At 60.3% G+C, this 19,799-nt stretch carries 23 protein-coding genes; 16 read left to right on the top strand and 7 right to left on the bottom strand.

Annotated features, from left to right (window positions below; genetic code table 11):
* Positions 1–63 precede the first annotated feature (63 nt).
* The 10 genes from ACTOZL_RS02745 (at position 64) to hydG (ending at position 11,247) form a co-directional block, all read left to right on the top strand.
* Complete coding sequence (locus tag ACTOZL_RS02745) at positions 64–1,590, top strand: D-alanyl-D-alanine carboxypeptidase family protein (RefSeq protein WP_482476552.1); 1,527 nt, start codon at positions 64–66, stop codon at positions 1,588–1,590.
* Between the two features lie 51 nt (positions 1,591–1,641).
* Positions 1,642–2,376, top strand: coding sequence for an NAD-dependent protein deacylase (locus ACTOZL_RS02750; protein ID WP_482476553.1), 735 nt, complete (start codon positions 1,642–1,644; stop codon positions 2,374–2,376).
* A 21-nt stretch (positions 2,377–2,397) separates the two neighbouring features.
* Complete coding sequence (locus tag ACTOZL_RS02755) at positions 2,398–3,141, top strand: Sir2 family NAD-dependent protein deacetylase (RefSeq protein ID WP_482476554.1); 744 nt, start codon at positions 2,398–2,400, stop codon at positions 3,139–3,141.
* Positions 3,142–3,177: 36 nt separating this feature from the next.
* On the top strand, positions 3,178–4,542 hold the full coding sequence (gene fumC / locus ACTOZL_RS02760; protein ID WP_482476555.1) for a class II fumarate hydratase: 1,365 nt from the start codon (positions 3,178–3,180) through the stop codon (positions 4,540–4,542).
* Between the two features lie 126 nt (positions 4,543–4,668).
* Positions 4,669–5,838: an NAD(P)-dependent malic enzyme gene (locus ACTOZL_RS02765; RefSeq protein WP_482476556.1), complete on the top strand. Its 1,170-nt coding sequence runs from the start codon at positions 4,669–4,671 to the stop codon at positions 5,836–5,838.
* A 163-nt stretch (positions 5,839–6,001) separates the two neighbouring features.
* A complete protein-coding gene (locus tag ACTOZL_RS02770; protein ID WP_482476557.1) occupies positions 6,002–7,714 on the top strand; it encodes an S-layer homology domain-containing protein in 1,713 nt (570 codons plus the stop codon).
* Between the two features lie 110 nt (positions 7,715–7,824).
* Positions 7,825–8,229 carry a hypothetical protein gene (locus tag ACTOZL_RS02775; protein WP_482476558.1) on the top strand — a complete coding sequence of 135 codons (405 nt, stop codon included), beginning with the start codon at positions 7,825–7,827 and terminating at the stop codon, positions 8,227–8,229.
* A gap of 248 nt (positions 8,230–8,477) precedes the next feature.
* Positions 8,478–8,741 (top strand): TM1266 family iron-only hydrogenase system putative regulator, encoded by a 264-nt coding sequence (locus tag ACTOZL_RS02780; protein ID WP_482476559.1) that lies wholly within the window; start codon positions 8,478–8,480, stop codon positions 8,739–8,741.
* The gene (gene hydE, locus ACTOZL_RS02785; protein WP_482476560.1) at positions 8,738–9,805 is read left to right on the top strand and encodes a [FeFe] hydrogenase H-cluster radical SAM maturase HydE; all 1,068 of its coding nucleotides are present in this window, start codon (positions 8,738–8,740) and stop codon (positions 9,803–9,805) included. Before ACTOZL_RS02780 ends, hydE begins: the two co-directional genes overlap by 4 nt.
* Positions 9,806–9,828: 23 nt before the next feature.
* Positions 9,829–11,247, top strand: coding sequence for a [FeFe] hydrogenase H-cluster radical SAM maturase HydG (hydG, locus tag ACTOZL_RS02790; RefSeq protein ID WP_482476561.1), 1,419 nt, complete (start codon positions 9,829–9,831; stop codon positions 11,245–11,247).
* A 150-nt stretch (positions 11,248–11,397) separates the two neighbouring features.
* On the opposite strand, the gene ACTOZL_RS02795 is transcribed toward hydG, so the two are convergent.
* Both ACTOZL_RS02795 and ACTOZL_RS02800 read right to left on the bottom strand, forming a co-directional pair.
* Positions 11,398–11,646, bottom strand: a complete 249-nt coding sequence (locus tag ACTOZL_RS02795) for a helix-turn-helix domain-containing protein (RefSeq protein ID WP_482476562.1) — start codon at positions 11,644–11,646, stop codon at positions 11,398–11,400.
* 8 nt (positions 11,647–11,654) lie between these two features.
* Positions 11,655–11,882, bottom strand: a complete 228-nt coding sequence (locus tag ACTOZL_RS02800) for a helix-turn-helix domain-containing protein (RefSeq protein ID WP_482476594.1) — start codon at positions 11,880–11,882, stop codon at positions 11,655–11,657.
* A gap of 71 nt (positions 11,883–11,953) precedes the next feature.
* Between ACTOZL_RS02800 and ACTOZL_RS02805 the strand changes: the two genes are divergently transcribed.
* On the top strand, positions 11,954–12,121 hold the full coding sequence (locus ACTOZL_RS02805) for a hypothetical protein (RefSeq protein ID WP_482476563.1): 168 nt from the start codon (positions 11,954–11,956) through the stop codon (positions 12,119–12,121).
* Positions 12,122–12,209: 88 nt separating this feature from the next.
* Here ACTOZL_RS02805 and ACTOZL_RS02810 read toward each other — a convergent pair whose 3' ends face one another.
* Positions 12,210–12,443 carry a helix-turn-helix domain-containing protein gene (locus ACTOZL_RS02810; RefSeq protein ID WP_482476564.1) on the bottom strand — a complete coding sequence of 78 codons (234 nt, stop codon included), beginning with the start codon at positions 12,441–12,443 and terminating at the stop codon, positions 12,210–12,212.
* 11 nt (positions 12,444–12,454) lie between these two features.
* The gene (locus ACTOZL_RS02815; RefSeq protein ID WP_482476565.1) at positions 12,455–13,636 is read right to left on the bottom strand and encodes a response regulator transcription factor; all 1,182 of its coding nucleotides are present in this window, start codon (positions 13,634–13,636) and stop codon (positions 12,455–12,457) included.
* Between the two features lie 253 nt (positions 13,637–13,889).
* On the opposite strand from ACTOZL_RS02815, the gene ACTOZL_RS02820 reads away from it, so the two are divergent.
* Together ACTOZL_RS02820 and prmA are read left to right on the top strand one after the other, a co-directional pair.
* A complete protein-coding gene (locus ACTOZL_RS02820) occupies positions 13,890–15,122 on the top strand; it encodes a thiolase family protein (protein WP_482476566.1) in 1,233 nt (410 codons plus the stop codon).
* 80 nt (positions 15,123–15,202) lie between these two features.
* Positions 15,203–16,150, top strand: coding sequence for a 50S ribosomal protein L11 methyltransferase (prmA, locus tag ACTOZL_RS02825; RefSeq protein WP_482476567.1), 948 nt, complete (start codon positions 15,203–15,205; stop codon positions 16,148–16,150).
* A gap of 99 nt (positions 16,151–16,249) precedes the next feature.
* On the opposite strand, the gene ACTOZL_RS02830 is transcribed toward prmA, so the two are convergent.
* The 3 genes from ACTOZL_RS02830 to ACTOZL_RS02840 all read right to left on the bottom strand — a co-directional run bounded on the left by ACTOZL_RS02830 (position 16,250) and on the right by ACTOZL_RS02840 (position 17,901).
* On the bottom strand, positions 16,250–17,182 hold the full coding sequence (locus tag ACTOZL_RS02830) for a helix-turn-helix transcriptional regulator (protein ID WP_482476568.1): 933 nt from the start codon (positions 17,180–17,182) through the stop codon (positions 16,250–16,252).
* Between the two features lie 111 nt (positions 17,183–17,293).
* Positions 17,294–17,650 carry a type II toxin-antitoxin system HicB family antitoxin gene (locus tag ACTOZL_RS02835; protein ID WP_482476569.1) on the bottom strand — a complete coding sequence of 119 codons (357 nt, stop codon included), beginning with the start codon at positions 17,648–17,650 and terminating at the stop codon, positions 17,294–17,296.
* Positions 17,647–17,901: a type II toxin-antitoxin system HicA family toxin gene (locus ACTOZL_RS02840; protein ID WP_482476570.1), complete on the bottom strand. Its 255-nt coding sequence runs from the start codon at positions 17,899–17,901 to the stop codon at positions 17,647–17,649. Before ACTOZL_RS02840 ends, ACTOZL_RS02835 begins: the two co-directional genes overlap by 4 nt.
* Before the next feature lie 237 nt (positions 17,902–18,138).
* On the opposite strand from ACTOZL_RS02840, the gene ACTOZL_RS02845 reads away from it, so the two are divergent.
* The 3 genes from ACTOZL_RS02845 (at position 18,139) to ACTOZL_RS02855 (ending at position 19,797) form a co-directional block, all read left to right on the top strand.
* On the top strand, positions 18,139–18,990 hold the full coding sequence (locus ACTOZL_RS02845; RefSeq protein WP_482476571.1) for an AraC family transcriptional regulator: 852 nt from the start codon (positions 18,139–18,141) through the stop codon (positions 18,988–18,990).
* Positions 18,991–19,159: 169 nt separating this feature from the next.
* Positions 19,160–19,468, top strand: coding sequence for a 50S ribosomal protein L21 (rplU, locus tag ACTOZL_RS02850; protein WP_482476572.1), 309 nt, complete (start codon positions 19,160–19,162; stop codon positions 19,466–19,468).
* Positions 19,468–19,797 (top strand): ribosomal-processing cysteine protease Prp, encoded by a 330-nt coding sequence (locus ACTOZL_RS02855; protein ID WP_482476573.1) that lies wholly within the window; start codon positions 19,468–19,470, stop codon positions 19,795–19,797. The genes rplU and ACTOZL_RS02855 overlap by 1 nt, the downstream gene beginning before the upstream one ends.
* Positions 19,798–19,799: the final 2 nt, after the last annotated feature.

Here is a 19,799-nt window from a genome sequence, read left to right on the forward strand (position 1 = left end):
CTGTCCTGGGGCCGTATGCCCCAGGGGTTCCCTGTATTATACCATAGAATGAGGATATTTCCTATGAAAAAATGCCCCTTTGCCCCCCTTCTTTTGCTGCTGTGCCTGCTGGTGCAGCTCCTGGCCCCCGCCGCCGGGGCGGTGGAATACCGGGGGGTGGAGCCTCTCACCCTAGAGGCCACCGCCGCTGTGCTCATCGACATGGACAGCGACCAAGTCCTCTTTGAGCAGAATGCCGACGAACAGCGCTACCCCGCCAGCATCACCAAGGTCATGACTGTGCTGCTGGTGTTGGAGGCCATCAGCCGGGGGGAACTCTCCCTGGACACGGTGGTCACCGTCTCCGCCGCCGCCCTGGATGGCCTGCCGGCGGATGCCTCCCACGCCAACCCCCGCCTGGTGCTGGGGGAGCAGATCAGCGTCAAGGATTTGCTCTACTGCACCATGGTCCGCTCCGCCAACGAGGGGGCCAACGCCCTGGCCCTCACCGTGGCAGGGGATATGGCCAGCTTTGTGGAGCGGATGAACCAGCGGGCCCAGGAGCTGGGGATGACGGGGACCCATTTCGCCAACCCCAACGGCCTCCACGACCCCAACCACTACTCCACCGCCCGGGACATTTACCGGGTGTGTAAGGAGGCCATGGGCCACTCCATCTTCCGGGAGATTGTGGGGACAGGGCAGTACCAGGTCCCCGCTACCAACCTTACCGCCCCCCGGACCCTCTACACCACCAACGGCCTCCTGGCCCGGTATTCCTACCCCGGCTATGTCTACTCCGGCACCATCGGCATCAAAACCGGCAACACCGGGGAGGCAGGGCACTGCCTGGCCTCTGCCGTCACCCGGAAGGGCCACACCCTGGTGGCGGTGGTCCTGGGGGCGGGGGAGGACGTGAACGCCGCCGGGCAGGTTACCCTGCGCAAGCACTTCTCCGAGAGCATCCGCCTCTACGACTGGGGCTTTGACAACTTCTCCGCCGCCACCCTGGTGGATGCCGAGGAGTGGCGCAAGGAGCTCCCCCTGCGCTTCTCCCTGCAAACCGCCCACGTCATCGTCCAGCCCAAGGAATCCATCAACGTGCTCATCCCCGGGGAGTATGACCCGGAGAAGCTGGAACTGCGGGAGGACCTGGGGGAGTACGCCTTCGCCCCCATCTCCGCCGGGCAGGTGCTGGGCACCCTCACCGCCGTGTACAACGGCCAGGAGTACGGCACCGTGGAGCTGGCCGCCGTCAACGGCGTGGAGCTCTCCCCCTTCCTGGCCTTTGTGGACAGTGTCAACAGCTTCTTCGGCAACCGCTTCGTCCAGGTTTTGCTGATTGTCTCCCTGTTCTTCCTGGCCCTGGGGGTGGTGCGGCGCATCCGCAACAACCGCCGCCTGATCAAGCAGCAGGAGCGCCGCCGCCGGCTGGAACACAAGCGCCAGCAGGCGGAGGAAAAGCTGGCCCGGGACGAGGCCCGGCGGCAGTCCCCGGACTTCCGCCGGGAGCGCCGCCGCGGCGGCCGGGCAGAGCCCCCCCCGGGAGGCCCCCGTACCCGTCCCCCTGCCGGGCGGGGCAGCGGCCGGAACCATCCCCGGGGGCATTGACCCCCAGATACCCAAACCACCCGCGATATTTTATATAAGGAGGAACCCATCATGGAGGAAAGCATCGCCACCTTGCAGCGGTGGATCGACGAGAGCAGCCGCATCGTCTTTTTCGGCGGCGCGGGGGTGTCCACCGAGAGCGGCATCCCCGACTTCCGCAGCGTAGACGGGCTGTACAACCAACAGTACGACTACCCGCCAGAGACCATCCTCAGCAGCAGCTTTTTCGCCCAGGAACCCAAGGAGTTCTACCGTTTCTACCGGGAAAAAATGCTCATCGACGGCGCCCAGCCCAACCCCGCCCACCAGAAGCTGGCGGAGCTGGAAGCCGCCGGGAAGCTCACCGCCGTGGTCACCCAGAACATCGACGGCCTCCACCAGGCCGCCGGGAGCAAGACCGTCTATGAGCTCCACGGCTCCACCCTGCGCAACTACTGCCCCCGCTGTAAGAAGAAGTTCCCCACCTCCTACATCGCCCAGAGCCAGGGGGTGCCCTATTGCGACGAAAAGGGCTGCGATGGCATCGTCCGCCCGGACGTGGTGCTCTACGAGGAGGGCTTGGACGGGAACGTGATCTCCGATTCGGTGACTGCCATCCGCCAAGCGGATATGCTCATCATCGGCGGCACCTCCCTGGTGGTGTACCCCGCCGCGGGGCTGGTGAACTACTACCGGGGCAAGCGTCTGGTGCTCATCAACAAGGCCCAGACCAGCATGGACAGCCGGGCGAACCTGGCCATCCACGCGCCCATCGGTGAGGTGTTTGCCCAGATTCAAGTGCGCTGAGGGCGGGGAGGCAGGACAGAGATGACATCGGAGCAATATACCCTGCAAAAGTGGATCAACGAGACGGACAACCTGGTGTTCCTCACCGGCCCGGACTTCTCCCGGGAGGCGGGGTTCCCCGACTACCGCCGGATGGAGGAGGGCTTTTTGGACAGCTATCAATTCCCCCCCGACGAGATCCTCTCCCTGACGTTTTTGAAGCGCAACCCCTTTTACTTCTACCGCTTCTTCCGGGACCGGATGCTCCAACCCATGCTGGACGCCCAACCCAGCGCCGCCCACGACTTCCTGGCCAAGCTAGAGGAGGACGGGCGATTAAAAGCCCTGCTGACGGTGAACATCGACGGCATCCACCAGGAGGCGGGCAGCCGGAATGTTATGGAGCTCCAAGGCTCCATGATGCGCAACTGGTGCGCCCGCTGTGAAAAATTTTTGGATTTTACCTACATTATGGACAGCCCCACCCCCATCGCCTACTGCAACGTGGACATGTGCGGCGACTATGTGCGCCCCGCCATCGTCCTGAAGGAGGAGCCCTACGACCTGGCCCTGCTGAGCCAGGCCATGGAGGCGGTGCGCCAGGCGGACGTGCTGGTGATTGACGGCTCCGCCCTGGCCCATTTCCCGGCGGCCAACCTGATGCAGGCCTACCAGGGCCATAAGCTCATCCTGTTCAACACCGCCCCCATGGTCTTTGACGCCCGGGCGGGGCTGGTGATCCGGGGGGAGCCGTCGGAGCTGTTGGGCGCTGTGGCCCTGCAATGACCCGCCCACTGATTTTTGACTTGGAGGCAACATATTTTGGACTATCGAATGGAACACGACACCATGGGTGAGGTGGCCGTCCCGGCGGACCGCCACTGGGGGGCCCAGACCCAGCGCAGCCTGGAAAACTTCCCCATCGGGGAGGAGAAGATGCCCCCAGACCTGATCCGGGCCTTCGCCCTGCTGAAGCTGGCCTGCGCCGCCGCCAACCGGGACCTGGGCAAGCTGGACGAGGACCGCTATGCCCTCATTGAACGCGCCTGCCAGGCCATCCTGGCCGGGGAGCTGGCGGGGCACTTCCCCCTCTCTGTCTGGCAGACCGGCAGCGGCACCCAGACCAACATGAACTGCAACGAGGTCATTGCCCACTATGGCAACGACCTGGCTGGGGCCCAGCTCCTGCACCCCAACGACCACGTGAACATGTCCCAGAGCTCCAATGACACCTTCCCCACCGCCCTGCACCTCTCGGCGGTGCTGGCGGTGCGGGAGCGCCTGCTCCCGGCCCTGGAAAGGCTCTGCGCCTGCCTGGCGCGGTTGGAGAGGGAGAACTGGGATGCGGTGAAAACCGGCCGCACCCACTTGCAGGACGCGGTGCCCATCACCTTTGCCCAGGAGATCAGCGGCTGGCGGAGCATGGTGGAGCACGCCCGGGAGATGCTTGTCAGCTCCCTAGAGGGCCTATATGAGCTGGCCTTGGGGGGCACCGCCGTGGGCACGGGGCTTAACGCCCCGGCGGGCTTCGCTGAGTCTGCGGCAAAGCACGCGGCGGATTTGACCGGCTATCCCTTCCGCACCGCCCCCAACAAGTTCCACGCCCTCACCGCCAAGGACGCCCTGGTGTTCTCCCACGGGGCCCTCAAGGCCCTGGCGGCAAACCTGATGAAGCTTGCCAACGACGTGCGCTGGTTGGCTTCCGGCCCCCGCTGCGGCCTGGGGGAGATTTTCATCCCGGAGAACGAGCCGGGGTCCTCCATCATGCCCGGGAAGGTGAACCCCACCCAGTGCGAGGCCCTCACCATGGTGGCCGTCCAGGTGATGGGCAACGACGCCGCCGTGGGGATGGCCGCCAGCCAGGGGAACTTTGAGCTCAACGTCTATATGCCCCTGCTGGCCTACAGTTACTTGCAGTCCGTGCGCCTTTTGGCCGACGGGGTGGACTCCTTCACCCGGCGCTGCTTGGAGGGCCTCCAAGCCAACCGGGAGAAGATGGCGGAGAACTTACACCGCTCTCTCATGACTGTCACCGCCCTCACCCCCCTGGTGGGCTATGAGAACGGGGCCAAAATCGCCAAGAAGGCCCACAAGGAGGACATCTCCCTCAAGGAGGCCGCCGTGGCCCTGGGGCTGTTCACCCCGGAGGACTTCGACGCCGCGTTCCACCCGGAACAGATGATATAATGCGTTTTCAGAAGAGAACACGCATCGAAAAGAACCAAAAACCCGCTTCCAGGGCTGGCGATGAGGGGAGGTACCCACAGAGTGGCGGCCCAGGGAAGAACAAGATAAGAAAAGAGGCAATCCCGTATGGATATCAGCGCACAATCTCTCGCTCTGCACGAAGAGCTCAAGGGGAAGCTAGAGGTGGTCTCCCGCTGCCCCATCCGCACCCAGGAGGACCTGTCCCTGGCCTACACCCCAGGGGTAGCGGCCCCCTGCTTGGAGATACAAAAGGACCCCATGCGCGCCTACGACCTCACCCGGCGGAAAAACATGGTGGCGGTGATCACCGATGGGTCCGCCGTCTTGGGCTTAGGCGATATTGGCCCCCTGGCAGGGATGCCAGTGATGGAGGGCAAATGCGTCCTCTTCAAGGAGTTTGCCGGGGTGGACGCCTTCCCCATCTGCGTGGACACCCAGGATGTGGACGAGCTGGTGCGCACCATCGCCCTGATCTCCAAGAGCTTTGGGGGCATCAACTTGGAGGACATCTCCGCCCCCCGCTGCTTCGAGGTGGAGCGGCGGTTGAAGGAGCTATGTGACATCCCGGTGTTCCACGACGACCAGCACGGCACCGCCGTGGTCATCACCGCCGCCCTCACCAACGCCCTGAAGGTGGTGGGAAAGAAAAAGGAGGACGTGCGGGTGGTTATCAACGGCATCGGCGCGGCGGGGGCCGCTGCCGCCCGGCTGTTGTTGGATTTGGGCTACCACCTGACCCTGTGCGACAAGGACGGCATCCTCTGCCCGGGGGATCCCCAACTGGCCCCCCACCACGCCCAGTTGGCGGCGCTGACCAACCAGGAGAAGCGCAGCGGCAGCCTGGCGGAGGCCCTGGTGGGGGCGGACGTGTTCATTGGCGTGTCCCGCCCCGGCCTGGTGACTGGGGAGATGGTGGAGGCCATGGCCAAGGATGCCATCATCCTGGCTATGGCGAACCCGGTGCCGGAGATCATGCCCGACGTGGCCAAGGCCCACGGGGCGGCGGTGGTGGGCACCGGCCGCTCAGACGTCCCCAACCAGATCAACAACGTGCTGGTGTTCCCCGGGCTGTTCAAGGGGGCCCTGAGCTGCGGAGCGGTGCAGATCACCGAGGCCATGAAGCAGGCGGCGGCCCAGGCCCTGGCGGAGACGGTGCCGGAAAGCCAGCTCTCTGCGGAATGTATCCTGCCCTCCCCCCTGGAAAAACGGGCCACCTATGCCGTGGCCGCGGCGGTGGCCCGGGAGGCCAGGAAGAGCGGGAACGCTCGGTTTTAAGCGGAGCACCCCCGGACGGTTTTGATATCGTCCGGGGGTGCTTTCCTGCGACGCTGTTTGCCCATGCCCGGGAATTTGACAATCTCCCCACCCTGCACTATAATGAAAAAATCGAAATCCCGCCTCACCCAGGCGGAGCGGATAGAGAAGGAGAGAGAGACCGATGAAACGAACCCTCGCGGCCTTGCTGGTCTGTGCCATGGCCATGGGCACCCTGCCTGCCCTGGCCTTAGAGCCCCAGGAGCAACCCACTGCCCCCCAAACGTCTGTGGAAACCGAGCCCTCCACCCCAGAGGACGGCTCCTTGCTGGGCAAGCCCACCGTCCCCGACGACTCGGAGGACGGCTCCTTGTTGGGCAAGCCTACCGTCCCCGACGACTCGGAGGACGGCTCCTTGTTGGGTAAGCCCACCGTCCCCGACGACCCGGAGGACGGCTCCCTGCTGGGCAAGCCCACGGTCCCCGGTGCCCCAGAGGAGGACGAAGGGGAGGACCCGCCCCAGGAGGCCACGGCTGTACTCACCAAAAACCATGTGCTCTATCTGGCGGGGTTCTCGGACCGGCGGTTCCAGCCGGACCAGACCCTCACCCGTGCCCAGGGGGCCCAGATTGTCTACCGTCTGTTGGAAAACCCCAACGCGGGGACCAAGCCCTGTACCTACACCGATGTGCCCGACGGCCAGTGGTACACCCAGCCGGTGCGTGCCCTGTGTGCCCTGGGCCTCTTTGACGACGGGACCCGTTTCCGTCCTGACGATGTCATGACCCGGGCTGAGCTGGTGGACCTGCTGGTCCGTCTCCGGCCCGACGCGGAGGGGAAGGTCAGTTTCCAGGATGTTCCAGCGGATCACTGGGCCGCGGCCCAGATCGGGGTAGCCGCCGCTCTGGGATGGATCGGCGGCTACCCCGATGGGACCTTCCGCCCCGAGGGAGGGCTGACCAGGGCGGAGGCCTGTGCGGTGGTCAACCGCATGACCGGCCGCAGCGGTGACAGCACCCAGGCGGCGAAGCTCCTGGCCCTGGGGCTGTTCCCCGACATGGGCCCCGACCACTGGGCGGGGAGCACTGTGGCGGAGGCCGCCGTGGCCCATACCCCCAATGCCGCCGGCGGTGGTGAGCGCTGGGGCGGGGTGGATTTGTCCAGCCTGCGCTTCACCCCGGGGTTCCACGATGTGGGGGCTGAGTTCTTCTATGTGGACCGCAACGGCAAGCTGGCCCTGGACAGCCAGGTGGGGGCCTATACCGCCGGCCCCAGCGGGGCCTTGAGCCGTACCTCCGCCGGGTATCAAATGCCCTCTGTGCCCTATCACAGCCAGATCGATGGCATCAATGCCTGGGTGGGCTGTGAGGCGGTGTCCACCCTCGGAGGCCTTCAGGCCAAGGGCTTCGCCGGGGATGTGGCCCTGCGCAGCTTCTTGGACAACCTGCCCCGGAGTCAGTCCGACCCGGAGAAGGGCTTTGTGGGCTCCCCCTATGTCCCCGACACCAGCAAGCGCACCCGCACCACCATCTACCCCGCCAAGCTGGCGGAGTATTCCAACAGCTACACCGGCGGGGCGAACCCCTGTGCCGACTTCCGTGGGGCCAGTATCACGGACCTACAGCGGGAGCTTTTGGCGGGAAACTGCGTGGTGGGCTATATGACCCTCTGGTGGGCCAAGCCCTATTATCGCAACTACAACATCGAGGGCAGCATCCAGCGTCTGGTGAGCAACAACCACGCCGTGCTGGTGTGTGGCTATGACCCGGAGAAGGGGTATTTCATCTCCGACCCCTATAACTATTACAACCGGGGCCAGGTCCACCAGTATTGGGAGAACGCCGCCACCTTCGAGTCCATCTGGAACGAGCGGAAGGTGGGGATGGTGATTCGCTGAGGCGAACGATGGGAGCTTTTAACGTGCAGCCTTGAGGAGTTTATTGACATAGCCAGGATCCATGGTAAAATGGAGGAAAAGGACGGTTTATACAGGAAGGAGGGAGTTCCGTGGCAAACGAAGAAAAGATTCTTGCCCTGCTGGGACAGATAGCTGCGGATGTTTCCGAGGTAAAAGTGCGCATGGGCTCTATGGAGGCCCGTATGGATTCCCTGGAGGCTCGCGTGGGTTCTGTGGAGGCCCGCATAGATTCCTTGGAAGCTCGTATGGATTCGATGGAAGTCCGCATGGACAGAATGGAGGCGGATATTTCTGGCATTAAGATTCGACTGGATGTGGACGTTGAGCGGAACTTCAAGCTGCTGGCGGAAGGGCATGAGATGTTGCGGGAGCATGTCGAGCGGACGTCTGTGCCGATGGACCGGGTGGAGCGCATAGAAAATGATGTAATCGTGTTGAAATCAGCCTGCAAGGACCTGAACCAAAGGGTCTCAGTGCTAGAGGCTGCACAATAAAAGAAGAAAGCACGCACACCCTGTTATGAATTTGACGGGGTGTGCGCTTTTTGTGTACGCTGGAAACAAATTTCATCATTTCCCTATTTACAAACCGGGCATTTGGGGATATACTAAGAGACAGAAACCTGACGTGGAAGGGCACGCCCTGACAGGGAAGGGGACACAGCAGCCTGAACACAAGGCTTTGGTTGGCGTACCCTTCTTAGGGTACGCTTTTTCATTGTTTGAGAACGGAGGACGCGAACATGACAAGAAACCGTGTGGCTCTATTGGGGGTCATTGTGGACAGCGCCGACGCTGTGGAACCCCTGAACCAACTGCTCCACGACGCCAGGGAATATATCATCGGGCGCATGGGCATCCCCCACCGGGAACGGGGGCTGAACATCATCAGCATCGTCCTGGATGCCCCGGAGGATGTGGTCAGCGCCCTGGCGGGGAAGGTGGGAATGCTCCCCGGCGTCACGGCCAAGGCGGTCTATTCCAAGCTCCCGGAGGAGGGGAAATGACCTCCCGTCTGGATCGCCTGGAGGCAGGGGAATCCCTCACCCAAGGGGAGTTCGCCGCCCTCCTCCGGGGCCGTACCCCGGCCCTGGCCCAGGACCTCTTTGGACGGGCCGTCCGCCTGCGGCGGCGGTATTACGGGGATACGGTGTATGTCCGGGGGCTCATTGAATTCACCAACGTCTGCAAAAACGACTGCCTCTACTGCGGCATCCGCCGCTCCAACCCCTGTGCCCAGCGCTACCGGCTCACCCAGGAGGAGATTTTGGCCTGCTGCCGGGAGGGCTATGCCCTGGGCTACCGTACCTTTGTCCTCCAAGGGGGGGAGGACCCCTATTTTACCCCAGACCGGTTGGAAACGCTCATCCGGGCCATCAAGGCCGCCCACCCGGACTGTGCCCTGACCCTCTCTGTGGGGGAGCACAGCCGGGAGGACTACCAGCGCTGGTATGACGCCGGGGCAGACCGCTATCTCCTGCGCCATGAGACCGCCAACGACGCCCACTATCGGAGCCTCCACCCCCAGGGCATGTCCCCGGAACGCCGGAAGCGCTGCCTCTGGGACTTGAAGGAGATTGGCTATCAGGTGGGGTGCGGCTTCATGGTGGGGACCCCCGGCCAGACCCTGGAACATCTGGCGGAGGATTTGTGCTTTTTGCAGCGTTTCCAGCCGGACATGGTGGGCATCGGCCCCTTCCTCCCCCAAAAGGACACCCCCTTTGGTGGGGAGCCCCCGGGAGAGCTGGAACTGACCCTCTTCCTCCTGGGCCTCACCCGGCTGCTGCTCCCCAGTGTCCTGCTTCCCGCCACCACCGCCCTGGGGACCCTCCATCCCCAGGGCCGGGAGCTGGGGGTCCAGGCGGGGGCCAACGTGTGTATGCCCAACCTCTCCCCGGCCCAGGTCCGGGGGAAGTATGCCCTCTACGATAACAAGCTCAACACCGGGGCCGAATCCGCCCAGGGCCGGGACGGCCTGGCGGAACGCCTGGCCGCCATCGGCTGCCAGGTGGTGGTCCACCGGGGAGACAAAAGAAATCAACCAAGAACTGACGGGGAAGCTATGTGCTGACCGGAAAGAAAGGAAGAACAAGTATGTACGATCCCAAATCCAGACAGGCGGAGGAGTTTATTGACCACCAGGAGATTTTAGACACCCTGGCCTACGCCGACGCCCACAAGACCGACGCCGCCCTCATCGACCAGATCCTGACCAAAGCCCGGGAGCGCAAGGGCCTCAGCCACCGGGAGGCCTCCGTCCTCCTGGCCTGTGAGCTAGAGGACAAGGTGCAAAAGGTGTATGCCCTGGCGGAGCAGATCAAAAAGGACTTTTACGGCAACCGCATCGTCATGTTTGCCCCCCTGTACCTGTCCAACTACTGCGTCAACGGCTGCCTCTACTGTCCTTACCACCTGAAAAACAAGCACATCGCCCGGAAAAAGCTGAGCCAGGAGGAAATCCGGGCCGAGGTGATTGCCCTTCAGGACATGGGCCACAAGCGCCTGGCCTTGGAGGCCGGGGAGGACCCGGTGAACAACCCCATTGAATACATCTTAGAGAGCATCCAGACCATCTATTCCATCAAGCATAAGAACGGGGCCATCCGCCGGGTGAACGTGAACATCGCCGCCACCACAGTGGAAAACTATCGAAAGCTCCACGAGGCGGGAATCGGCACCTACATCCTCTTCCAAGAGACCTACCACAAGGAGAGCTATGAAAAGCTCCACCCCACCGGCCCCAAACGGGACTATGCCTACCACACCGAGGCCCACGACCGGGCCATGGAGGGGGGCATTGACGACGTGGGCTTGGGCGTCCTCTTCGGCCTAGAGGGCTACCGCTACGAGTTCGCCGGGCTCTTGATGCACGCGGAGCATTTGGAGGCGGTGTTCGGCGTGGGCCCCCACACCATCAGCGTCCCCCGGGTCTGCCCCGCCGACGACATCGACCCCGGCGCCTTTGACAACGGCATCTCCGACGACCTCTTTGCCAAGCTGGTGGCCTGCATCCGGGTGGCGGTGCCCTACACCGGCATGATCGTCTCCACCCGGGAGAGCGCCAAGGTCCGGGAGCGGGTGCTGCACCTGGGCATCTCCCAAATCTCCGGGGGCTCCCGCACCAGTGTGGGGGGCTACGTGGAGGAGGAGCCGGAGGAGGAGAACTCCGCCCAGTTTGACGTCTCTGACCGCCGCACCCTGGACCAGGTGGTCCACTGGCTCATGGACAAGGGCTATATCCCCTCCTTCTGCACCGCCTGCTACCGGGAGGGCCGCACCGGGGACCGTTTCATGTCCCTGTGCAAGTCCGGGCAGATTCAAAACTGCTGCCTGCCCAACGCCCTGATGACCTTGCAGGAGTATTTGGAGGACTACGCTGCCCCAGACACCAAGGCTGTGGGGGAACGCTGCATCCAAGAGCAGTTGGAGCACATCCCCAACGAGAAGGTGCGCAGCTTTACAGAGGATAAGCTCAGCAAGATCGGCCAGGGGGAGCGGGATTTCCGCTTCTGATCGATAAAATATTGATATCCAACAAGAAGGAGGGGGACACAACTGCTATGTTGTGTCCCCCTCCTTTTGGTGTGAGAAACTTGTAATCACCCGTCACGGGCCTTCATCTTGAAAAGAGGGCTCTTGCTGGGGGCCTAAGCCATAGCGTCTTTAATGCCCCAAAGATAGCCCCTCAAAAAATTCATCGAACGTTGCACCATACAACTCTTTTAACGCAACCAATATCGTGACCCGTATATTGTACCGTCCCAGCTCCATTTGGGAGAGCATCTCCCGGCTAATGGAAATGCCTTGCAGTTGCAGTTTGGCCGCTACAGCTTCTTGTGACAGTCCTGCCCGATGCCGTAAACGTTTTAAGTTTTGCCCTATGGATAAATCCTGCTTGATTCCTTCAGACATTTTCTTCACTACTTATCAAATCGGACGACATCGTTTGGGGTGCAATCAATGATCTTGCACAGACGTTCCAGTGTAATCATGGTGATATTCCGATTCTTTTTCAGGGAATCCAGCGTCTTGTTGTCGATCCCTTGCTTGATGAGTTGGTATTGTGTCACGTTCTTCTTCCTCATTGTCTCCCACAATGGCGCATAGTCAAAGATCGTAATCACCACCCATCCAGCTCTTTTGCCCATTATATTGGGGATTGTCAAAAATGGATATTGTGGGTATAATCACAATATCGCTAACATAGGAGGATGAGGAAATGTTGGATTACAAAAAGATGTACCATATCATGGTGAAAGAAACAGAAAACGCCATCAACACCTTAATTGCTGCCCAGCGCAAGTGCGAGGAGCTGTTTTTGGAGGCGGAGGACCCAGAGCTTATCTTGATGGAACCCTCTGATGGAGCAAGAGAGAACGAACGTTAATGAAAAAATGATCCGCAGGAGGGCAAGTCCTCCTGCGGATCATTTACAGGTAGTCAAGAAGCGAAGCCATTTTTGAGGCATTGTTTTTTTAACGCTTCGCTGTAGGTTCCCCTCTGGGATAGGGTGCTTCCTGGTCGGTGAGCCCTGCCAGGTAATCCATGCTGGTGTCCAGGGCTAGGGCAATGCGCTTGCACTGTTCCAAGCTGTAGTACCGTTTTCCGGTTTCCAGCTTAGAGTAATCGCTCTGGTCGATGCCTGTGAGCATTTGCATCTTGACTTGTGTGTAGCCCCGCTTTTGGCGTAGTTCCCTTAGTCGGTTCATGTTTCTCTCTCTCACAGAGCAGTGTTTTCGTGCTTCCCTGCCTCCTGCTCCTTCAAAATGGGTTGCAGGCGCATGAGCAGGTCCACTTTGTTGTTGACCTCGAACTTTTTATAGATGTTGGCAATGTGGGTGCGCACGGTGTAGATACTGATGTGGAGCTCCTCGGCGATCTGTTCGTTTTTCATCCCCGACGCCAGGTAGTAGACAATCCGCCGTTCCTGCTGGGTCAGGGCGTTGTAGGGGTGGTTGCGGCTCTTGGGGAGCTGCTTGGTCTGGCAGGTGATGAGCATCAGGTGCCAGGTCTGAATGAGGCCGGCGGAGCTGGTGGAGAGGAAGGAGGTGTGGTAAAAGGTGATATCCCCCGCCAGGGAGGTGATGGTCTGGCTGCTGCCCCCCTGGGTGCTCAGGCGGTCGCTGACCTCGTTGATCATGGTCTGGACTTCTCGGAACTGGGCGTCCCCCTGGTAGTTGCTGCGCAGGAAGTGGCCCTGGTTGTGGCGGTACTGCTCCCAAAAGATCTGGCTGATCTCCTTGGCGGCGCTGTTGGCCTGAAGGACGGTCATGTCCTGGTTGAGGATCACCGCCCCCAGCTTGATATCCTGGTAGAAGAGGGTGAAGCTGTCGTGGAAGCGGGCCTCGCCGCTGTGGCGCAGATAGCTCTGGTAGTTGGCCTCGATGAGCTCGGCCAAGTATTCCAGCAGCCCCCGCACCTGGGAGAAGGGCCCCTCCTCCTGGGAGCGGAACAGGCCCAGGGAGCCGATGATCTGTTCGTTGGCGTAGAAGTACAGCACAGCCTGGTGGGCCATGTCCTCCGCCGCCAGCTGCTCCCCAAAGGAGCTGCGGCGGAACTCCGCCTGGGTGGGCAGGTCTTCGGTGCAGATTACCCGCTGGCCTTGGAGCTGGGCAGGCAGGCGGGCGTAGCGGAAGGCGTCCTCCCGGTGGAGGCGCTCCTTATAGTCGTACATCAGGCCGTAGCGGATGCCATAGGTGACATAGTTGCTCAGCCCCCCGGCCCGGCGGGTCTGGCCCCCGGCGAAGATGGCGCGGCTGCAGGGGAAAAAGATGCTGCGGCGGAAGCCAAAGTGCTTGTCCAGGAGGGAAAGGGCCTTCTTGGGGAAATTTTCGCTGTCTCTGGCCAGCTCCAGGGAGAAGCCCAGGGTGGCGTCGAAATACTGTTCGGGAAGTTTGGGCATAAACGTACTCTCATTTCTGTAGGATAAGCAGGCGAGAAAAAACCTGGCTCGGTGGACATCTTTTCCCCATTATACATAGTTTGTATGATAAATACAAGGTTTTCCCCTCCAAAAACACCAGCGAATTTTCTGAACAATTCCCGTCCTTCCCTTGACAGGCATCTGTTTTGATGTATAATATAAGCACCCCAGAATTGAATCAGTCCATTTTGGTACAAAATGAACAAATAAAGTATTAGGAGGTTATCTCATCATGCAAACGAGAGAGGTAGTCATTGTCAGCGCTTGCCGTACTGCAATCGGTAAGTTCCAGGGTCAGTTTAAGGACGTTTCCGCCAGAGAGCTGGCCATCACCGCCGGTAAGGAGGCCATCAAGCGCGCTGGCATTGACATCAACACCATCGACGAAGTGGTTATGGGCGAGTGCTATCCCGGCATGCAGGGCTCCCTGCCTGCCCGCCAGGTGTCCATGCGTATCGGCCTGCCCCTTGAGAGCAGCGCTGTCACCGTGAACCAGAACTGCGCTTCCGGCCTGCGCGCCATGGAAATTGCTTGCCAGAACGTCATCCTGGGCAAGACTGACATCGGCCTGGTCATCGGCGTGGAGAACATGACCCAGGCACCCTTCATGCTCCCCAAGGCCCGTATGGGTTACCGCATGGGCGGCATCCCCACCGAGGGCGGCGCGGAGCTCTTCGACAGCCTGATCCACGACGCCCTGTATGACTCCCTGGTCCCCGGCCACATGGGCGTTACCGCCGACAACGTGGCAAAGCTGTGCAACGTCACCCGTAAGGAGTGCGACGAGCTGGCCGTCATCAGCCACAACCGTGCCTGCGCCGCCATCGACGGCGGGAAGTTCAAGGACGAGATCGTGCCCATCGTGGTCCACAACAAGAAGAAGGGCGACATCATCCTGGACACCGACGAGCACCCCATCCGCAACTGCAGCTATGACACCATCTCCAAGATGAAGGCCGTGTTCACCCCCGACGGTGTTACCACCGCTGCCAATGCCTCCGGCATCAACGACGCGGCAGCTGCTGCCATCATCATGTCCGTGGAGAAGGCCAAGGAGCTGGGCCTGAAGCCCATGGCTAAGTACATCAACAGCTGCTCCGCCGGCGTGGAGCCCAAGTACATGGGCATCGGCCCCGCCTATGCCATCCCCAAGTGCCTGAAGGGCGCGGGCATGACCTTCTCCGACGTGGACTACTGGGAGATCAACGAGGCCTTTGCCGCCCAGTTCCTGGGCGCTGGCCGCAAGCTGAAGGAGAACCACGGCTGGACTGTGGACCTGGACCGTACCAACGTCAACGGTTCCGGCATCTCCCTGGGCCACCCCATCGGCTGCACCGGCATGCGTATCCTGGTAACCATGCTCTACGAGATGGAGCGCCAGGGCACCACCATCGGCGGCACCTCCATGTGCGTCGGCGGCGGCCCCGCTATGGCGTCCGTCTGGACCCGCGACTGCGGTTTCTAAGCCAAAGAATAGCAAGAGCCCCCGGCGCTCCATCAGCGCCGGGGGCTTTTTCTAAGGGATATGATTTAGGAGGACACACCATGGAAGACAGTATGTGGCTGGAAATTATCCTCGACGCCAAGGCGGAGGAGCTGGACGGCATTTGTGCCCGGCTCATTGCCAACGGCGTTCCCGGCCTGGTGACGGAGGAGGAGGGGGAGTTTCAAGCCTTCCTGGAAGAGAACCGGCAGTATTGGGACTATGTGGACGATACACTCTTGGAACAGATGAAGGGCGTCTCCCGGGTGAAGTTTTACGTCACCGACGACGCCGATGGGCAGAAACAGCTTGCCCAGTACCTGGCGGGGCTGGACCGGCCCTATACCTCCCTCCGCCTGCGGGAGTACGACTGGGCCCATAGCTGGCAGAAGTATTACCGGCCCCTGTCCATCGGCCAGCGGCTGTACATTGTCCCGGAGTGGGAGCGGGATACGTCCCCGGCGCCAGAAGGGCGGGTGCGCCTGCTGATGAACCCCGGCCTCACCTTCGGCACCGGCTCCCACGCCTCCACCCAGCTGTGTCTGGAAGGGGTGGAGGACTATGTGGTCCCCGGTCGTCCTGTGCTGGACTTGGGCTGTGGCAGCGGCATCCTGGCGGTGGCCGCCCTGGCTTTGGGGGCCAGCCACGCCACTGGGGTGGACATCGACCCCAAGGCGGTGGATGTGGCCTACGAGAACGCCGCCCTCAACGGCTTGGGGAAGGACCGCTGCCGCTTCCTGGCGGGGAACGTCCTCAGCGACGACGCCCTGGTGGCGGAGCTGGCAGCGGGACGGGCCCCCCTGGTGCTGGCCAACATCGTGGCGGATGTGATCATCCCCCTGGCCCCGGTGGTGCCCAAGCTGCTGGAACAGGGGGGCACCTTCCTGTGCTCCGGCATCATCGACACCCGGGGGGACGAGGTGGCCGCCGCCTTGGAGGGCAGCGGGCTGCGGCTCTTGCGGCGCTTGGAGAAGAACGGATGGGTGGCGTTGGCGGCGACGCTGAAATAAGATGGAATCGCCCCATCCCGACGCCCCGTTTGACAAAAAATCACAGCAGGACTTTACGATAAACCCTAGCAAAGCCCTGCTGTGTTGTTTTTATGCCAGCTACGATTGGATACCAATGCTCCCCTCTTTGAGAGAAATTCTGTCCGAGGAACAGCAGATAAAATAAATGTAATACGTGCCGTCTTCCACGGCCTGCACACAATAGCGGCCGCGTTCTGCCCTTTCGTGTACGGTGGCACGACACAGCATCCCGTTTTTGATGGAGCCAACGGACAGGGTTTGAGCGCGGCCGTCGAAGAAGGGATATGTTTCAAAGTCCCAATACAGGGTTTCTCCCGCCTTGAGGGTCCATCCGCTGCCATCATCTTTGGTGAATATCCCCATCACACCATTGGGGGCCATCAGTTCAGGGGTCTTTTTGCCCTGCATCTTCACCTCCTGTATCATGCTGGGAAGCAGAATTTCATCACTTTCCACGAAAGAAATGATGGGCCCTGGGAGTGCCGTTGGGGATTGCCCGTCAAACTGGAGCACGGTCTCCTGGCCGATCTCCTGCCGGTTCGATGCAGAGATCAATGCAATCGAGCCATCCTGGGAGGGAGATATCTCTGGGTGGTTCCCGGGTACAGCGGCAACCACCACCCTAGGTTCATCGGGGTCACGCTCCAAAAGCGTATAAACACCATGTGCCGTGAATGCAAGGAGGGCCAAGATACAAAGGCCCAAGCTGGCCTGAAGCCGCGCCCATGAAACAGCCTTGCGGGGAGGGGCAGGCCGTTCGTTCCTGCTTGCCTCCCCTGGAATGTCTGCAACGATGAGGCCCTCTTCAAGGGTGGCCGCAGAATCCACCAGTAGGTGTAGGGGAACCTGGAACAATTCCGCAATCGCAATCAAATTTTCCGTGGATGGCACGGATTTTCCGGACTCCCACCTGGAAATTGCCTGCCGGGTGACGTTCAACTGTTCCGCAACATCGTCCTGGGACAGCTTTTGTGCCTTTCTCAACGCAAGTAGTTTTTCCTGTAAACGCATGTCAACCACACCCTTTCCGCTTGTTTTACGCAAGGCTATTCTACACAAAACAAAGGGAAAAGGGAAGAACACCTATGTTCCATTTTCCGCAAGTATTGGTTGCGGCCGGCCTTATGCCCCCCGGGATTCCTTTCGCGCCAGCACGGCCATCTGAATCGACTGTTCCACAAAACGGTTCAAGGACATCTGCTGGGCCATGGCTGTGAGCGCCGCTTGCTTGTGGAGCTCCGGGGAGATGCGGACATTGAAGCTGCCCTTGTATGCCCGTTCCGGTTCAATGCCTTCCATGGCACACAGCTCCAAATATTCATCCACAGCAGCGTGAAAGCTATCTACCAAAATGCGGGCGCTTTCCCCTTCGTAGGAGATCAATGCTCGTATCCCCATCACCTTGCCGAACAGCAATGCGTCCGCTTCGGAAAACTCAACGCTTCCAAGGTACCCTTTGTATTCCATTGTGTTGCTCATAGAATACCCTCCTGTTTCAATAGTTCTATCAATTGCTTTACCTGATAGTCCAGCAGTTCTTTTCTCGGATGGGGCTTGTGCAGCAAAATGGGCGGATGCTCCGGAGAAATAAACATGACTCTGGACCCACTGGTTTTCCCTTTGTTGGACCGGCGGTAAGCGAAATAATGTAACAAGGCTTCCGCCTCATCAAAGGTAAAATCTTTGGGTCGCGTTTTTAAGCGTTTCAGTAGTTTTTCTTTTTGTCCCATAGGGTACACCCCCGCTTATGATTATGATACTATAACCCACTGCAATATGCAACTGTTTTTAGTTGCATATTGCGTTTCAGTGCTCTAACCAGTTCCTTTATTTGCCCCGGATATCATTCGGCATAGACCTGGCCAACGTAGCTTGCCTCTCTTTTTTGTGCAAGGATAGAGAGGAAACCGGTTAGAATACGCTTTATAATAAAGCACAAACCACATATATGGATCGGGAGGTATCTCATGGAATGGGTGGAACGATTGAACCAAAGCATGGCGTATATTGAAGAACATTTGACGGGTGAAATTGACCATGAACAGCTTGGGCGGATTGCCTGCTGCTCCACCTACCACTACCAGAGGATGTTTACGTATATGGCGGGCATCACGCTGGCGGAGTATATCCGAAGGAGAAAGCTGTCCTTGGCAGCGGTGGACTTGCGGGGTGGGGGCGCGCGGATCATTGATATTGCGGAGAAGTACGGCTACCGTTCCCCCACGGCGTTTAACAGGGCGTTCCAGTCTTTTCACGGAATAGCCCCGTCGGCCGCAAAGGATGAGGGCGTGCCTGTGAACTCTTTTTCCCCCATTGTGTTTCGTATTGCTGTAAAAGGAGCGACAGAAATGAAGTATAGAATCGAAACAAAGGAAGCATTCCGTATCATGGGGGTGTCCGCACCCCTGGACAAGGAGCTGGAAAATAATTTTATGGTTGTGCCAACCATGTGGCAGGAGGCGTCTGCCAATGGGACCATAGAGAAGTTGGCGGGGATGATGGATACGCCGCCCATGGGGCTTTTGGGCGTAAGCGTCTGCAATGATGAGGAAGCATGGAGATATTTCATTGCCGTTTCCAGCACAAAGACAAGCAATGAATGGGAAGAATATACCGTGCCTGCATCTACCTGGGCCATCTTTTCCGGGGCAGGGACCAACCAGTCGATACAGGAATTGGAACAGCGGGTGGTCACCGAGTGGCTCCCCACCTCCGGATATGAATACGCCAACGCCCCGGATATTGAGGTCTACTTAAACCCAGACCCACAGAACGCACAGTATGAGGTGTGGATACCTGTGGTAAAGAAAACGGAATAACGCCGTCGGGCGCTTTTCCTGCCTTTTTCTCCAAAATCCCTTGACAATTCCCTGCTGCCTTGCTATACTATCAAAGCCGCTTTGACTGGGTTATGTAAGCAGGCGGGCCACCCTTGGCCCCCTCGCCCCCGACAGCGAGCCCGTATTTAAGGAAAGAGGTGCAATTAGCATGACAGCAATCATCGAGACCGGCGGGAAGCAGTATAAGGTGGCCGAGGGCGACACCCTCTTCATCGAAAAGCTCCCCAACGAGGCCGGCGACAGCGTGAAATTCGACAAGGTCCTGGCCGTGCTGGGGGACAAGCCCGTGTTCGGCGCTCCCGTGGTGGAGGGTGCCAGCGTGGACGCTTCCGTGGTGAAAAACGGCAAGGGCAAGAAGGTCGTTATCTTCAAGTATAAGCCCAAGAAGGGCTACCGTCTGCGCCAGGGCCACCGTCAGCCCTACACCAAGGTTGAGATCAAGAAGATCAACGCCTGATGACTACCGCTTCCTTCGCCATTGAGGCCGGGCGCATGGTCTCCTTCTCCGTGGAGGGGCACAGCGGCTTGGCCGAAGCGGGAGAGGACGTCCTGTGCGCCGCCATCACCAGCGCCGTCCGCCTCACCGAGTGCGCCATCAACGACGTGCTGGGGCTGGAAGCCCCGGTGAAGGTCAGAGAGCGGGACGCATCCATTACCATCAAGCTCCCCCGCAAGCTGGAGGGAGAGGCCGACGGGGTGTGCCAAACCTTGCTCACCGCCCTGATGGTCTATTTCGTCCAGCTCCAGGAGGAATATCCCCAACACATCATCGTCATGGAGGTGTAACT

It is taken from the genome of Evtepia sp. (genome assembly GCF_056797215.1).

Bases quoted from the DNA above. Each gene is read 5' to 3' on its own strand.
- ACTOZL_RS02820 (WP_482476566.1), top strand. From the start codon at position 13,890: ATGCAAACGAGAGAGGTAGTCATTGTCAGCGCTTGCCGTACTGCAATC.
- ACTOZL_RS02745 (WP_482476552.1), top strand. From the start codon at position 64: ATGAAAAAATGCCCCTTTGCCCCCCTTCTTTTGCTGCTGTGCCTGCTG.
- ACTOZL_RS02765 (WP_482476556.1), top strand. From the start codon at position 4,669: ATGGATATCAGCGCACAATCTCTCGCTCTGCACGAAGAGCTCAAGGGG.
- ACTOZL_RS02830 (WP_482476568.1), bottom strand. From the start codon at position 17,182: ATGCGTTTACAGGAAAAACTACTTGCGTTGAGAAAGGCACAAAAGCTG.
- ACTOZL_RS02755 (WP_482476554.1), top strand. From the start codon at position 2,398: ATGACATCGGAGCAATATACCCTGCAAAAGTGGATCAACGAGACGGAC.
- ACTOZL_RS02780 (WP_482476559.1), top strand. From the start codon at position 8,478: ATGACAAGAAACCGTGTGGCTCTATTGGGGGTCATTGTGGACAGCGCC.
- ACTOZL_RS02770 (WP_482476557.1), top strand. From the start codon at position 6,002: ATGAAACGAACCCTCGCGGCCTTGCTGGTCTGTGCCATGGCCATGGGC.
- ACTOZL_RS02795 (WP_482476562.1), bottom strand. From the start codon at position 11,646: ATGTCTGAAGGAATCAAGCAGGATTTATCCATAGGGCAAAACTTAAAA.
- ACTOZL_RS02835 (WP_482476569.1), bottom strand. From the start codon at position 17,650: ATGAGCAACACAATGGAATACAAAGGGTACCTTGGAAGCGTTGAGTTT.
- ACTOZL_RS02750 (WP_482476553.1), top strand. From the start codon at position 1,642: ATGGAGGAAAGCATCGCCACCTTGCAGCGGTGGATCGACGAGAGCAGC.
- ACTOZL_RS02800 (WP_482476594.1), bottom strand. From the start codon at position 11,882: ATGGGCAAAAGAGCTGGATGGGTGGTGATTACGATCTTTGACTATGCG.
- hydE (WP_482476560.1), top strand. From the start codon at position 8,738: ATGACCTCCCGTCTGGATCGCCTGGAGGCAGGGGAATCCCTCACCCAA.
- ACTOZL_RS02815 (WP_482476565.1), bottom strand. From the start codon at position 13,636: ATGCCCAAACTTCCCGAACAGTATTTCGACGCCACCCTGGGCTTCTCC.
- hydG (WP_482476561.1), top strand. From the start codon at position 9,829: ATGTACGATCCCAAATCCAGACAGGCGGAGGAGTTTATTGACCACCAG.
- ACTOZL_RS02855 (WP_482476573.1), top strand. From the start codon at position 19,468: ATGACTACCGCTTCCTTCGCCATTGAGGCCGGGCGCATGGTCTCCTTC.
- ACTOZL_RS02845 (WP_482476571.1), top strand. From the start codon at position 18,139: ATGGAATGGGTGGAACGATTGAACCAAAGCATGGCGTATATTGAAGAA.
- prmA (WP_482476567.1), top strand. From the start codon at position 15,203: ATGGAAGACAGTATGTGGCTGGAAATTATCCTCGACGCCAAGGCGGAG.
- ACTOZL_RS02810 (WP_482476564.1), bottom strand. From the start codon at position 12,443: ATGAACCGACTAAGGGAACTACGCCAAAAGCGGGGCTACACACAAGTC.
- ACTOZL_RS02805 (WP_482476563.1), top strand. From the start codon at position 11,954: ATGTTGGATTACAAAAAGATGTACCATATCATGGTGAAAGAAACAGAA.
- ACTOZL_RS02840 (WP_482476570.1), bottom strand. From the start codon at position 17,901: ATGGGACAAAAAGAAAAACTACTGAAACGCTTAAAAACGCGACCCAAA.
- rplU (WP_482476572.1), top strand. From the start codon at position 19,160: ATGACAGCAATCATCGAGACCGGCGGGAAGCAGTATAAGGTGGCCGAG.